This is a genomic window from Olleya sp. AS48 (assembly GCF_038900355.1).
In the GTDB taxonomy this organism is placed as follows: domain Bacteria; phylum Bacteroidota; class Bacteroidia; order Flavobacteriales; family Flavobacteriaceae; genus Olleya.
In genome coordinates this window covers 62877-75544 of sequence record NZ_JBBMRD010000008.1, presented here as the reverse complement: position 1 = coordinate 75544, position 12668 = coordinate 62877, and the positions used below count along the sequence as shown (strand labels likewise).

At 32.5% G+C, this 12668-nt stretch carries 17 protein-coding genes; 5 read left to right on the top strand and 12 right to left on the bottom strand.

Going from position 1 to position 12668, the window contains the following annotated elements; genetic code table 11:
• The first annotated feature begins 20 nt into the window (after nt 1–20).
• On the top strand, nt 21–965 hold the full coding sequence (locus WNY60_RS11050; protein WP_339808375.1) for a tetratricopeptide repeat protein: 945 nt from the start codon (nt 21–23) through the stop codon (nt 963–965).
• Nucleotides 966–967: 2 nt separating this feature from the next.
• Here WNY60_RS11050 and WNY60_RS11045 read toward each other — a convergent pair whose 3' ends face one another.
• Nucleotides 968–1714 (bottom strand): hypothetical protein, encoded by a 747-nt coding sequence (locus WNY60_RS11045; protein WP_342862400.1) that lies wholly within the window; start codon nt 1712–1714, stop codon nt 968–970.
• 158 nt (nt 1715–1872) lie between these two features.
• Here WNY60_RS11045 and WNY60_RS11040 point away from each other — a divergent pair, with 158 nt between their 5' ends.
• The 4 genes from WNY60_RS11040 to WNY60_RS11025 all read left to right on the top strand — a co-directional run bounded on the left by WNY60_RS11040 (nt 1873) and on the right by WNY60_RS11025 (nt 5173).
• Nucleotides 1873–3228: a Mur ligase family protein gene (locus tag WNY60_RS11040; RefSeq protein WP_342862398.1), complete on the top strand. Its 1356-nt coding sequence runs from the start codon at nt 1873–1875 to the stop codon at nt 3226–3228.
• Between the two features lie 193 nt (nt 3229–3421).
• Complete coding sequence (locus WNY60_RS11035; RefSeq protein ID WP_341588100.1) at nt 3422–4720, top strand: DEAD/DEAH box helicase; 1299 nt, start codon at nt 3422–3424, stop codon at nt 4718–4720.
• Between the two features lie 13 nt (nt 4721–4733).
• Nucleotides 4734–4949: a DUF6500 family protein gene (locus WNY60_RS11030; RefSeq protein WP_339808378.1), complete on the top strand. Its 216-nt coding sequence runs from the start codon at nt 4734–4736 to the stop codon at nt 4947–4949.
• A complete protein-coding gene (locus tag WNY60_RS11025; RefSeq protein WP_028283691.1) occupies nt 4949–5173 on the top strand; it encodes a VF530 family protein in 225 nt (74 codons plus the stop codon). The genes WNY60_RS11030 and WNY60_RS11025 overlap by 1 nt, the downstream gene beginning before the upstream one ends.
• Before the next feature lie 3 nt (nt 5174–5176).
• Here the strand turns inward: WNY60_RS11025 and WNY60_RS11020 are convergent, their stop codons facing one another.
• The 11 genes from WNY60_RS11020 to trpD form a co-directional block, all read right to left on the bottom strand.
• A complete protein-coding gene (locus WNY60_RS11020; protein WP_342862397.1) occupies nt 5177–6091 on the bottom strand; it encodes a YitT family protein in 915 nt (304 codons plus the stop codon).
• A 3-nt stretch (nt 6092–6094) separates the two neighbouring features.
• Nucleotides 6095–6547, bottom strand: coding sequence for a tRNA (cytidine(34)-2'-O)-methyltransferase (locus WNY60_RS11015; RefSeq protein ID WP_339808381.1), 453 nt, complete (start codon nt 6545–6547; stop codon nt 6095–6097).
• Nucleotides 6540–6764 (bottom strand): hypothetical protein, encoded by a 225-nt coding sequence (locus WNY60_RS11010; RefSeq protein ID WP_145002747.1) that lies wholly within the window; start codon nt 6762–6764, stop codon nt 6540–6542. Before WNY60_RS11010 ends, WNY60_RS11015 begins: the two co-directional genes overlap by 8 nt.
• 67 nt (nt 6765–6831) lie before the next feature.
• Nucleotides 6832–6981 (bottom strand): hypothetical protein, encoded by a 150-nt coding sequence (locus WNY60_RS11005; RefSeq protein ID WP_186439202.1) that lies wholly within the window; start codon nt 6979–6981, stop codon nt 6832–6834.
• A gap of 107 nt (nt 6982–7088) precedes the next feature.
• The gene (locus WNY60_RS11000) at nt 7089–7550 is read right to left on the bottom strand and encodes a GNAT family N-acetyltransferase (protein ID WP_342862396.1); all 462 of its coding nucleotides are present in this window, start codon (nt 7548–7550) and stop codon (nt 7089–7091) included.
• A 9-nt stretch (nt 7551–7559) separates the two neighbouring features.
• Nucleotides 7560–8324, bottom strand: coding sequence for a tryptophan synthase subunit alpha (gene trpA, locus WNY60_RS10995; RefSeq protein ID WP_342862395.1), 765 nt, complete (start codon nt 8322–8324; stop codon nt 7560–7562).
• Nucleotides 8325–8486: 162 nt separating this feature from the next.
• Complete coding sequence (locus tag WNY60_RS10990; RefSeq protein WP_342862394.1) at nt 8487–8768, bottom strand: GIY-YIG nuclease family protein; 282 nt, start codon at nt 8766–8768, stop codon at nt 8487–8489.
• A gap of 311 nt (nt 8769–9079) precedes the next feature.
• The gene (gene trpB / locus WNY60_RS10985; RefSeq protein ID WP_145002735.1) at nt 9080–10261 is read right to left on the bottom strand and encodes a tryptophan synthase subunit beta; all 1182 of its coding nucleotides are present in this window, start codon (nt 10259–10261) and stop codon (nt 9080–9082) included.
• Nucleotides 10251–10886, bottom strand: a complete 636-nt coding sequence (locus WNY60_RS10980) for a phosphoribosylanthranilate isomerase (RefSeq protein WP_145002732.1) — start codon at nt 10884–10886, stop codon at nt 10251–10253. Before WNY60_RS10980 ends, trpB begins: the two co-directional genes overlap by 11 nt.
• 4 nt (nt 10887–10890) lie before the next feature.
• Nucleotides 10891–11676 (bottom strand): indole-3-glycerol phosphate synthase TrpC, encoded by a 786-nt coding sequence (gene trpC / locus WNY60_RS10975; RefSeq protein WP_342862393.1) that lies wholly within the window; start codon nt 11674–11676, stop codon nt 10891–10893.
• Nucleotides 11676–12668, bottom strand: coding sequence for an anthranilate phosphoribosyltransferase (gene trpD, locus WNY60_RS10970; protein ID WP_145002726.1), 993 nt, complete (start codon nt 12666–12668; stop codon nt 11676–11678). The genes trpC and trpD overlap by 1 nt, the downstream gene beginning before the upstream one ends.

The window sequence follows — 12668 nt, the reverse complement described above, 5'->3', positions numbered from 1 at the left end:
GTAAACCTTTAACATTCAATATGAAATCATTTTTAGTAACCTTATTATTACCGTTAACTATTTTTGCTCAGACCTCAATAGAGAAAGGGAAGACCTATATTGATAGTAAACAATTTGCTAAAGCAGAACAGGAATTATCTGCATATGTAACTTATCATTCTGCAAATCTAGAAGCTATTGAGTTGTTAGGTGATGCGTATGGTCATCAAAAAAAATGGGATGAAGCTGCTGCAGAATATAAAAAGCTAGTAAATACTAAGCCTAATACAGCAAACTACCACTATAAATTAGGAGGTGCTTTAGGGATGAAAGCCTTATCTGTAAGCAAAATATCTGCTTTAGGAATTATTGGAGACGTAAAATCCTCTTTTTTAAAAGCTGCAGAATTAGATCCAAATCATATTGAAGCACGTTGGGCTTTAGTAGAATTATACATGCAATTACCAGGCATTATTGGAGGAAGTAAAAGTAAGTCCTTTAAGTATGCAAATGAGCTTGAAAACTTATCTAAAGTAGATGGCTATTTAGCTAAAGGTTATATTTATGAATATGACGATGAGCCAGAATTAGCAGAAGAATATTACCTAAAAGCAATAAAAGTTGGAGGCTCTTTAACGTGCTATGATAAGTTAACAGCGCTTTACGAAAAAGAAAAACAACCAGAAAAAGCAGTCTCTAATTTGGAAGCTGCACAAATAAAACACCAACGCAACAGTTTGCATTACCAAATAGGTAAGGTGTGTGCAGATTATAACGTGCAATTGGATAAAGGAGAGCGTTGTTTAAAAGTTTATATTCAAAATTATTCGGCTAAAGATGGTGTTCCAAAAGCTTGGGCAAATTACAGATTAGCGCAAATATATAAGCATAAGCAAGACGTAACAAATGCTAAAAAATATATTGATTTGGCTATAGCCGAATTACCAAGTATAGATGTGTTTAAGACGTTTAAGCAAGGATTATAAAATTATCCCATGCGTCTAAATAGTTTAAATAAAAAATAGGCAATACCTAAAGCGATTAATGCGTAATAACCAACGCCACGTTTTTTAACTTTTTTCTCTAATATTGGCTTTTGACCTCTAAATGTTGCGTTATCTTTACCTTTTTTTGAAGCTAAGTAAATGTGGTTTTCTGAAGCAGAATAGCTATCTATTTTCTGAAGATATTTTAAAATATCCTCTCTAGCAACATAAATATCTTTATAATGTTTAGGACTAATGTCTTCTAAAACATCACAGATATATAAGCAATATGCAATAAGTTGATTTTTATCTTTTTTTATAATTTCAGAGCTATCCAAACGGTTACAGATATTTAAAATAGTAACGTTTAGAGCATTTTTAACTAACGGAACATTAAAGTTTTCTGGCTTTTTATCTACTGTTTCTTTAGCATGTTTTAAAACGTCTAAAGTTTTAACCAGTTCTGGATGGTACTGGATTGCAACAACATCAATTACTTTTCTTGTGGCTAAAAATTGGATAGACCTTAAAAAAGCATTTGTTTTTGCAGTGTTAGTAGATTGTACAGCATAGGTATTGTAAATAGTTTTAAAGCTTTCAATATATTGGTCTTCGATATACGTTTTAAAAGCTTCATCAGCAAAATCAATTTTTGAAAAATCTGAAAAACCCGTAATTTCATTCTCATTTAAAAGTAAATGTAATGCTGTATCATTATTTATCAAGGTACTAAACGTCTCCGAAGTCATATGGTATATCTAAAATTATTAAACAATAATACCCTTAATATCATTTAACCACAAATTAATTTGCGCTAAGTAATTAAAAAAGATATTAAAAAGGGCATTTGCAATCCGTGATTTTTGTTGGCAATCACTATCTTTGAGTACTCTACAAAATAAGGATAATGAAAGTACATTTTATAGCTATTGGCGGAAGCGCAATGCACAATTTAGCGTTAGCATTATATAACAAAGGTTACCAAATTACAGGAAGTGATGATACCATTTTTGAGCCTTCTAAATCTAGATTAGCAGCAAAGGGATTATTGCCAGAACAATTTGGTTGGTTTCCGGAAAAAATTAGTGATAATCTGGATGCCATAGTTTTAGGTATGCATGCTAAAGCGGATAATCCTGAGTTGCTAAAAGCACAAGATTTAGGATTAAAAATTTATAGCTATCCAGAGTTTTTGTATGAACAATCTAAACATAAAACTAGAGTAGTTATCGGCGGAAGTCATGGTAAAACCACAATAACATCCATGATTTTGCACGTCATGCATTACCATGATCGTGATGTGGATTACATGGTTGGTGCACAATTAGAAGGGTTTGATGTTATGGTAAAACTAACAGACGATAACGACTTTATTGTGTTGGAAGGTGATGAGTATTTAAGTAGCCCAATTGATAGGAGACCAAAATTTCATTTATACAAACCAAATATTGCTTTGTTAAGCGGAATTGCATGGGACCATATTAACGTGTTTCCTACCTATGAAAATTATGTAGAGCAGTTTAGCATTTTTGTAGATAGTATTGTAAAAGGAGGAAGTATAAATTATAACGAAGAAGACACAGAAGTTAAACGTGTAGTTGAAGCATCTGCAAATCCAATACGTAAGATTGCATACCACACACCAGAATATACAGTGGAAGATGGCGAAACGTTATTAGATACTCCTGAAGGTCCAATGCCAATTGAAATTTTTGGAAAACATAACTTGAATAATTTAGCAGGTGCTAAGTGGATTTGTCAACATATGGGAATTGATGAAGACGATTTTTACGAAGCCATTTCTACTTTTAAAGGCGCAAGTAAACGTTTAGAGAAAATTGCCGAAAGTAAAACTAGCGTTGCTTTTAAAGATTTTGCGCACTCACCAAGTAAAGTAGAGGCGACTACTAACGCTGTTAAAGAACAATATCAAAACCGTACGTTAGTGGCTTGTTTAGAGTTACATACTTATAGTAGTTTAAATGCCGAATTTTTAAAAGAATATAAAGGAGCATTGGATGCTGCAGATGTAGCAGTAGTGTTTTATAGTCCACATGCTGTAGAAATTAAAAAATTAGATAAAGTATCTCATGAGCAAATAGCCAACGCTTTTCAACGTGAGGATTTAATTATTTACACTAATGCAGAAGCGTTTAAAGACTTTGTCTTTAAACAAAATTTTGATAACAAAGCCTTGTTATTAATGAGTTCTGGAAATTATGGTGGTTTAGATTTTGATGAGGTTAAAGGATTGATAAAGTAAAGTTTAGATAGACTTACTTTGTTGTTTACGTACATAAAGTAAGCCTATTGTGATTTTGTTTTAAGCGATGTAAATCCACTAAAACACAAACAAAACCTAATAAAAATATTAAAACCATAATTTAGCAGTACCTTTGCATTAAATTAAAAGAGGTAGCCTAACTAAATAGTGTTTATCTCAATAAACAGTATTTATGTCATTTCAATCTTTAGGCCTATCCGAAGCCTTACTAAAAGCAATTAGTAAAAAAGGGTACACTACACCAAGTCCAATTCAAGCAAAAGCAATTCCACCAGTATTACAAGGTCATGATGTTTTAGCATCTGCCCAAACTGGAACAGGAAAAACAGCTGGTTTTACACTACCTTTATTACATATTCTATCGGAAAACCCGAAAGAAAAATATAGACCTATTCGTGCTTTAATTTTAACGCCTACACGTGAGTTAGCAGCACAAGTTTATGCTAATGTAAAAGAGTATAGCGAGTTTTTAAACTTGCGTAGTGCAGTAATTTTTGGAGGAGTTAATCAAAAGCCACAAGCAGCAACCATCCGTCAAGGTATTGATGTATTGGTCGCTACTCCAGGTCGTTTAATTGATTTAGAAAGTCAAGGATTATTGTCTTTAAAACGTGTCGAGATTTTTGTTTTAGATGAAGCAGATCGCATGTTAGATATGGGGTTTTTACGCGATATAGAACGTGTCATGAAGCTTATGCCTGATAAGAGACAAAACTTAATGTTCTCGGCAACATTCTCTAAAGATATTAGAAAGTTAGCAAACGGGATTTTAAATCGTCCAGTCCAAGTTGAAGCTACACCAGAAAACACGACTGTAGAAGCAATTACACAAAAGATATTTAGAGTAGCTAAAGGAAAAAAAACCGACTTAATTATTAAGTTAATTACAGATGGTAACTGGAAGCAAGTATTAGTTTTTACGCGTACTAAGCATGGTGCAAATAAGTTAGTAGAAAAAATGATTAAAGCTGGTATTAAAGCAGCTGCAATACATGGTAATAAAAGTCAAGGTGCACGTACAAAAGCTTTAGCTGGTTTTAAAAGCGGAAGCGTTAGTGTATTAGTAGCAACAGATATTGCTGCACGTGGACTAGATATACCCTTATTACCACACGTAATTAACTTTGAAATTCCTAATATCTCTGAAGATTATGTACATCGTATTGGTCGTACAGGTCGTGCAGGAGCAAATGGAGAGGCCATTAGTTTAGTAAGTGCAGACGAAACTACTTTTTTGCGCGATATAGAAAAGTTAATTGGTATGAAACTACCAGTAGAGATTCTGGAAGGTTTTGAGCCTGATCCAAACGCATCAACTGCACCGATTAAACCAGGTCAAAATAGAAGACAACAACCTAGAAATAATAAGCCTAAAGGCGAAAAAGGTAAATCTAAAAGTAATACGTCATCTAATTCAGGTGGTCGTAATAGGTCAAGAACTAAAAGCAGAAACAACGACAGTAGACGTTAATTAATTACAAGTTATGACTATTGATTTAAAAGATAGAATAATTGAAGTTTGTAATAAAAAAATAGCTCAAAAAGGAGACACTGTTGGTGTCTCTTTTTATGCTTTTTTTAAAAATAAAAATGATAATCCAGAGTTATTAATGGAAGCAGCAACTTGGTGGATACAAAGACACCAATTAGATCATTTTGAAAAAGCAGTCAAAATTAAAAACTTAATAGAAAATAGTTAGTGGAAACACAAAAGAATAATCCTTTACACGGAATTAAGTTAGAACAAATCATAACGGATTTACAATCACATTATGGATGGGAATATATGGGTCATGTTGTGAAAATTAAATGCTTTACAGATAATCCTTCTATTAAATCTAGTCTTAAATTTTTGCGTCGTACACCTTGGGCTAGGACTAAGGTAGAAAATATGTATTTAAGCTATTTGAAAAAAAACAAATAGTTTTTAAAAAGGATTTTGCGACAAAAAGTTTGCTAGTTTTTCTCCCTTTTTTCGATCTAAATAGCGTCTTAAAACGCCACCTTTTACGTTGTTTACATCAAACTCTACAATAAAAGCATCATCATCTATATCAGATATAATACGGTACATTTTTTTGATATCAATACGGTTAATAATCGTATGAATAATATCTAATTCTTCGTTTTCATTTTTATTTACAAACCCTTTTTTTCCTTTGTAAATGGTCATTCCAGCACCAAGCTCTTTAATAATTGCGATTTTAATCTTTTCGTAATCTTTAGATACAATAGATACACCTATAAAGTCTTCAAAACCTTCAATTACCATATCAGTTACTTTAGCAGTTACAATATAAGTAAGTATAGAATACATGGCTATTTCTTTTGAAATAACAAAAGCTGTAATTGTAAACAATATGACATTAAAAAGTAGGATGGCTTTTCCAATACTTATTCCAAATCGGTCGTTAATAAAAACACCTAAAATTTCTGATCCATCTAAAACAGATCCATTTCTAATAGCTATTCCAATTCCTGCTCCTAAAAACAGACCACCAAAAATGGATATTAAAAACTTATCTTCTGTAATTATTTCGAAATTTTCAAAATGAATAAATAGTGCTAATCCAATTATACTAATAACTGACTTTAAAATAATGCGTCTTGAAACCGTAAAATAACCAATAATTAAAAACGGAATACTTAGCACAACTAATAATAAAGATATGTTTATATCAACTAATCTACTTATTAATAATGCTATTCCAGTTACACCACCATCCAAGAAACGGTTTGGAAGTAAAAAAGCTTTTAATCCAATACTAGCCAATATAATACCAAGTGCAATTTGAGCATATTCTGACAGTGATTTAATTATTTTACTTTTTTTTGAATCCATAAGTTATTTTTGTAGTTTTCTTAAGCCTTCATATACAACAATCCCAACAGAATTTGCTAAGTTTAAACTTCTTATATGCTCACTGTACAGAGGGATTTTATATAATGATGTTTTGTGCTTTTCTATTATAGTGCTTCCTAGTCCAACGGACTCTTTCCCGAAAACTAAAAATTGATTATCCTTAAAAGGAATGTCCCAATGTGATTTTGTTCCATGACTGGAAAAAAATGCAAAATCTGCGTCTTTATTAGTCTCAAAAAAGTCATCAACCGAGTCGTACATCACGACGTTTAAGTGTTTCCAGTAATCTAATCCAGCACGTTTTAAACGTTTATCACTTAGCTCAAAACCAAAAGGTTTTACTAAGTGTAATGTACTTCCGGAAGCTAGTGCTAACCTGCCAATATTCCCTGTGTTATTTGGTATTTCTGGTTCTATTAAAACAATGTTAAGCATTGGATTTGGTTGTTAATTTAACAATTATTACTCTAACTAATAGTATCCAAGGGAATCCATGTAAAAGTACATCAAACCAATCTTTAAGTTGCATACCTTTTGCACCACCTGCAATCCATTGTAATTTTCCCCAGATATGAGGTTCTGGAAAAAAAGGCGCTAAACCTAGGGTTAAACAGAGTAATATAATTAGTCGGAAGTCGTTGAGTAGTTTCATGAAATTGAATAAAAAAATGCCTATTCAAATATACTGAATAGGCATTTAATAAATAGGCTAATTTGGATTAGCTATTTGTTTTATTTTGCTGTTTTTTAATTGTCGACTTATCGATATCAAAATCATTAGTTTCCAACTTTGTATTTGCAGTTGGATTTGTAGGATTTGTTTGTCTAACCTTAGTTTCAAATTTCTTTCTATCTTTTATCATTCCCATAATTTATTGTTTTTTTGGTTCATAGTAAAGATACTATTAACTTAAGTTGTTTTCTCACAAGGCTTAGTTAAAGTCTTGTCAGTAAGTGTTAAACTATCTTAAAAGGTTTATTTAAGATCCATTTTCATTTCAAACATTCTGTTTTTAAACCCTTTTTTATGATACGCTTTTATTGCAGATTCGTTATCACTATAAACTTCTAGTCTAGTTTCAAAAATATTTAAACTAACTGACCATTGTTTTAATTGCTCGATTATATTTTGAATGACACCTTGACCTCTAAATTCTGGAGCTACATACATAAAACCCATATAAGTATATCTGTCGATGGTATGATACGGTTTTGCTTTTATAATTTTGGCGTATCCACAAGCTATTAAATGTTTGTTTAATGTAGCAACAATTAATTTAGCGTCATTAGATTTAATTAAATAATCTAAGTCATAATACACGCAATCTTCTTTTAAAATGGAATCAAATGGACGCTCATAGGCAATTAATTGTTGTTCAAATTGTAATAATTTTGGTTTGTCTTCCAAAGTTGCTTCTCTAAACGTAATTGCAGCCATACTTGATTTTTATTTTAAAATTGAATTTGTAAAAGTGTCAATTTTAGTATTACCGTGTTTGGTTAAGTGTTTTATAAAAGCACTTCCGATAATTGCTCCTTTGGCATATGTTGTGGCTTGCGTAAATGTTGTATTGTCCGAAATACCAAAACCTACTATTTGAGGGTTATTAAGTTTCATGTCTGCAATACGTTTAAAGTACTCTGTCTGTTCTGTTCCAAAACCAGAATTACCTCCTGTTACACTTGCGCTACTTACCATGTAAATAAAGCCATTAGATATAGAGTCAATAAAGTTAATACGCTCTACGCTAGTTTGTGGTGTGATTAAAAAGACATTTATTAAACCATATTTTTCAAATGTAACTTTGTATTGGTCGTTGTAAACATCTACTGGTAAATCAGGAATAATTAAACCATCTATTCCGATGTCTTGACATTTTTTACAAAACGCCTCAACACCATATTGTAACATAGGGTTAAAATAACCCATAATTATTAATGGTATTGAGACTGTTTTTCTAATGTTTTTTAGTTGGGTAAATAACGTCTCTGTTGTCATTCCGTTTTTTAATGCTTGCGTAGAGCTAGCCTGTATTGTTGGCCCATCTGCTAAGGGGTCACTAAATGGAAGCCCAATTTCAATCATGTCAACTCCGTTTTTTTCTAGGTTTTGTATTATTGAAACGGTGTCGTTAAGTGTTGGGTAACCTGCCGAGAAGTATATGCTTAATAGCTTTTTATCTTCTTTCAGTTTTTGATTTATTCTGTTCATTTTTAAATGAATTTATTTTTTGTTTAGGGATACTGAAGTTAGTTCAGTATGACCTTTTGTTGTGTTTTATTCTCTTGTGTGATACTGAAACGAGTTCAGCATGACGTTGCGGTTGTGACTTAATTTGTTATTACGTTTCGTCAATCTGAACTTGTTTCAGATTCACATTATTTTTAGTGTTTCAAGTATTGGATTTTTTTCTTTAATTAAATTTAGTTTCCATTCCTTTTTCCAATTTTTAATTTGCTTTTCTCTTGCTATAGCTTGATTAATATCAGTAAATTCTTCGAAATAAATCAAATCTTTCAAATCATATTTTTTTGTAAACTCAGAGCCAATTCCGTTTTGATGTTCAGTGGTTCTTTTGTTTAAGTTTGACGTTACACCAATATAAAATGTTGTTCTGTACTTATTTGTTAATATGTAAGTATAGCTTGTTTTCATTTTTATGTGATACTGAAACTGGTTTACTGTTTTTCTTTGTCTTGTGTGATACTGAAACAAGTTCAGCATGACGTTGTGGTTGTGATTTACGTTAGTACGTAGATATATGATTATGTCCTTATTTCGTTATTTCTGTGCATCGATAAGTCGTTATATCGTTATGTCAATCTGAACTTGTTTCAGATTTTCATCATTTTTACTAATTACTAACTGTATAGCTATACAGCGTTAAGGATTACTCAAAGATTATTATTTTAAAATATTGATTTCGCGAGACTTGAAAGCCTGACCCTTGTGGTAACGCCCAAATATTACAGTTTAAAATAGTCGATATAATTTTGTAAATCTTTATCACCACGACCTGATAAATTAATCACGACGATGTCTTCTGGGTTAAACTTTTTGTCTTCGAAAACAGCAAATGCATGGGAGCTTTCGATAGCCGGAATAATCCCTTCTAATTGACTTAATTCTAATCCAGCTTTCATGGCTTGATCATCGGTAATTGAGATAAACTCGGCACGACCAGTAGTATACAAATTAGCGTGCATTGGTCCAACACCTGGATAATCTAATCCTGCTGAGATAGAATAAGGTTCTGTTATCTGCCCATCTTGCGTTTGCATTAATAGAGTTTTACTTCCATGAATAATACCTTCTTTTCCTAATACTGATGTTGCTGCGCTCTCTCCAGAATGAATCCCTTTTCCGGCAGCTTCAACAGCTATAAGGTTAACATCTGTATCGTCTAAATAGTGATAAAAAGCTCCTGCTGCATTACTACCACCTCCAACACAGGCTATAACATGGTCTGGTTTTTCACGACCTTCTTTGTCTTTTAATTGCCATTTGATTTCTTCTGATACGACTGCTTGAAAACGGGCTACCATATCTGGATAAGGGTGTGGTCCGACAACACTTCCAATAATGTAATGTGTATCCACAGGATTGTTAATCCAATCTCTAATGGCCTCGTTAGTGGCATCTTTTAAGGTGCGACTTCCTGATAATGCTGGGCGTACTTCTGCGCCTAACATTTTCATTCTTGCTACGTTTGGTGCTTGGCGTGCAATGTCAATTTCGCCCATGTACACGATGCACTCCATTCCCATTAAAGCACATACAGTTGCTGTTGCTACACCATGTTGTCCAGCGCCAGTTTCGGCTATAATACGTGTTTTGCCTAAACGCTGTGCCATTAAAATCTGACCGATGGTATTGTTTACTTTGTGTGCTCCTGTATGGTTTAAATCTTCGCGTTTGAGATAGATTTTAGTATTATATTTTTCGCTTAATCGTTTTGCGAAATAGAGTGGAGAAGGACGTCCAACATAATCTTTTAATAAGTGGTCAAACTCTTCTTTAAAAGATGGTTCCGCCATTATTTTCAAATAATTTTGACGTAACTCTTCTACGTTTGGATATAGCATTTCTGGGATATATGCGCCTCCAAAGTCTCCGTAATACCCTTTGTCGTTAATATTAAAACTCATAATTGTGTGCTATCAATTTTTGTTTAAAATCGTTTAATTTTGTTGTGTCTTTTAAACCTGCAGCAGTTTCGAATTTGCTGTTAACATCAAATCCAAAACATAAGTAAGATTCTGGTCTTTTTAAAAATAGAAGAATAGCATCTATTTCGTTTAATCCAATACCACCACTTAAAAAGTAAGGTTTAGAGGATGGGTAGCTTTTTAAAACATTCCAGTTAAATGTGTAACCATTACCTCCAGGTTCTTTTCCTTTTGTGTCAAATAAATAATTATCGCAAACGTCCTCATACGGTTCTAAAACAGAGAAGTCGAATTGGTTTTTTATAGAAAACACTTTAATCACAGCAATGTCCAAATCTTTTAAACGTTGACACAATTCTGGTGTTTCTTGACCGTGTAATTGCACACCTTGTAAGTTGTGTTTATCCACTTTTCCTTTTATATATTCGAAAGTTGCATTTACAAACACACCAATTTTTTTGATGCTTTCTGGTAATTCTGGAATGACTCCGTTGAAATAACGAGATGATTTTTCGTAAAAAATGAAACCCATATAATTTGGATTAAGATCTGCAACATCTAAGATGTTGTTTTCATTTTTCATTCCGCATACTTTTAGTTTCATAGTCTTAGTTGTTTAATGTTTTGATAAATTGTTTGGCACTTAAACCAGCATTGTCCGTTTTCATAAATTTTTCGCCAATTAAAAACCCTTTATAACCAAATGGTTGTAGTGTTTTTATGGCTTCTATATTGCTTATTCCGCTTTCCGATACTTTTACAAAATCGTCAGGGATTAAATTACTTAATTGTTTGCTAGTATCTAAACTAACCTCAAAGGTTTTTAAATTACGGTTGTTTACACCCAGCATATCTAAACTTGGCATAATAGATTTATGTAATTCGTCTTGGTTATGCACTTCTAAAAGCACATCAAGATTTAAACTTTTAGCTAATTCTGAATAAGTTTTAATTTCTTCTCTGGTTAAGATTGCTGCAATTAGTAAAATAACATCAGCACCATAAGCTTTAGCTTCAATAATTTGGTACGGATCTATTATAAACTCTTTTCTTAATAAAGGTAAATTGCAACTTGCTCTTGCAGTTAGTAAATCGTCTAAACTTCCTCCAAAATATTTTCCATCGGTTAAAACAGACATACCGCAAACACCAGCATCTTGATACCCTTTAGCAACATCAAAGACATTTAAATCGTGATTGATTACTTGTTTTGAAGGCGAACGTCTTTTATGTTCTGCAATGATACCTGTCGTGCTATTTTTTAATTTTTCGGCTAGTGAAGCAGTCTTGCGTTCAAACAAAATGGAGTGTTCTAATTGCTTGATTGGGATTAATTGCTTGCGTAAGTTAACTTCAATACGTTTGTCGTTAACTATTTTAGTTAAAATATCCATTACTTACTTAATTCGATTAATTTTTCTAAACTCGTTTTTGCACGTCCGCTTTCCAAACTTTCTTTTGCAAGTTCAAAACCTTCTAAATGTGATATTTGTTTGGCTGTTGCAATTGCTAAACCTGCATTAGCACAAACCACATTGTTTTGCGCGTCTGTTCCTTTACCATTTATAATGTTTTTGAAAATTTTGGCAGCTTCTTTAACTGTGTTTCCACCAAATAGTTCGGATTGTTCAAGTTGTTTAAGACCCAAATCGCAAGGGTTTAATATCGTTTCAGCTGTATTGGAAATTATCTTTGTATTTCCAGTTAATGAAATTTCATCATATCCATCTAATGCGTGTACGATGCTATAATTTTTATCTGTATTTTGGTATAAGTAACCATATATGCGTTGTAGCTCTAAGCTAAATACACCTACCATTTGATTGTTTGGAAATGCTGGATTTACCATTGGTCCAAGCATATTAAAAAATGTTTTTACACCCAATTCTTTTCTAATAGGAGCAACGTTTTTCATTGCAGGATGAAACAGAGGTGCGTGTAAAACACAGATTCCTGCTTTTTCTAAGGCGTATTTTAAAAAATCTGTTTTGTTAGAAAAATGAATGCCTAAAGCTTCCATGACATTGGAAGATCCAGAAGCTGATGACACACCATAGTTACCATGTTTTGCCACATTAACTCCAGCTCCAGCAGTTACAAATGATGCCAAGGTTGAAATATTAAAAGTGTCTTTTCCGTCACCTCCAGTTCCGCATAAATCGATTGGATCAAATTCTGATAAGTTTACATGAATACATAATTCTAACAATGCATCTCTAAACCCTTGAAGCTCTTCTAGAGTTATACTTCGCATCATATAAACCGTTAAGAAAGAGGCTACCTGACTTTGATTATATGCGCCTTCAGATATGTTGACTAAAAGGTATTTAGCTTCTTCTGCAGTGATGCTTTCTTGATTAATTAGTCTGTTTAGTATTTGTTTCAT

Excerpts from the sequence above, each read along its gene's own strand:
- trpC (WP_342862393.1), bottom strand. The coding sequence starts at position 11,676 with ATGGATATTTTAACTAAAATAGTTAACGACAAACGTATTGAAGTTAAC.
- WNY60_RS11010 (WP_145002747.1), bottom strand. The coding sequence starts at position 6,764 with ATGAAACTACTCAACGACTTCCGACTAATTATATTACTCTGTTTAACC.
- WNY60_RS11020 (WP_342862397.1), bottom strand. The coding sequence starts at position 6,091 with ATGGATTCAAAAAAAAGTAAAATAATTAAATCACTGTCAGAATATGCT.
- trpB (WP_145002735.1), bottom strand. The coding sequence starts at position 10,261 with ATGAGTTTTAATATTAACGACAAAGGGTATTACGGAGACTTTGGAGGC.
- trpD (WP_145002726.1), bottom strand. The coding sequence starts at position 12,668 with ATGAAACAAATACTAAACAGACTAATTAATCAAGAAAGCATCACTGCA.
- WNY60_RS11015 (WP_339808381.1), bottom strand. The coding sequence starts at position 6,547 with ATGCTTAACATTGTTTTAATAGAACCAGAAATACCAAATAACACAGGG.
- WNY60_RS10980 (WP_145002732.1), bottom strand. The coding sequence starts at position 10,886 with ATGAAACTAAAAGTATGCGGAATGAAAAATGAAAACAACATCTTAGAT.
- WNY60_RS11045 (WP_342862400.1), bottom strand. The coding sequence starts at position 1,714 with ATGACTTCGGAGACGTTTAGTACCTTGATAAATAATGATACAGCATTA.
- WNY60_RS11000 (WP_342862396.1), bottom strand. The coding sequence starts at position 7,550 with ATGGCTGCAATTACGTTTAGAGAAGCAACTTTGGAAGACAAACCAAAA.
- WNY60_RS11050 (WP_339808375.1), top strand. The coding sequence starts at position 21 with ATGAAATCATTTTTAGTAACCTTATTATTACCGTTAACTATTTTTGCT.
- trpA (WP_342862395.1), bottom strand. The coding sequence starts at position 8,324 with ATGAACAGAATAAATCAAAAACTGAAAGAAGATAAAAAGCTATTAAGC.
- WNY60_RS11035 (WP_341588100.1), top strand. The coding sequence starts at position 3,422 with ATGTCATTTCAATCTTTAGGCCTATCCGAAGCCTTACTAAAAGCAATT.
- WNY60_RS11030 (WP_339808378.1), top strand. The coding sequence starts at position 4,734 with ATGACTATTGATTTAAAAGATAGAATAATTGAAGTTTGTAATAAAAAA.
- WNY60_RS11040 (WP_342862398.1), top strand. The coding sequence starts at position 1,873 with ATGAAAGTACATTTTATAGCTATTGGCGGAAGCGCAATGCACAATTTA.
- WNY60_RS10990 (WP_342862394.1), bottom strand. The coding sequence starts at position 8,768 with ATGAAAACAAGCTATACTTACATATTAACAAATAAGTACAGAACAACA.
- WNY60_RS11005 (WP_186439202.1), bottom strand. The coding sequence starts at position 6,981 with ATGGGAATGATAAAAGATAGAAAGAAATTTGAAACTAAGGTTAGACAA.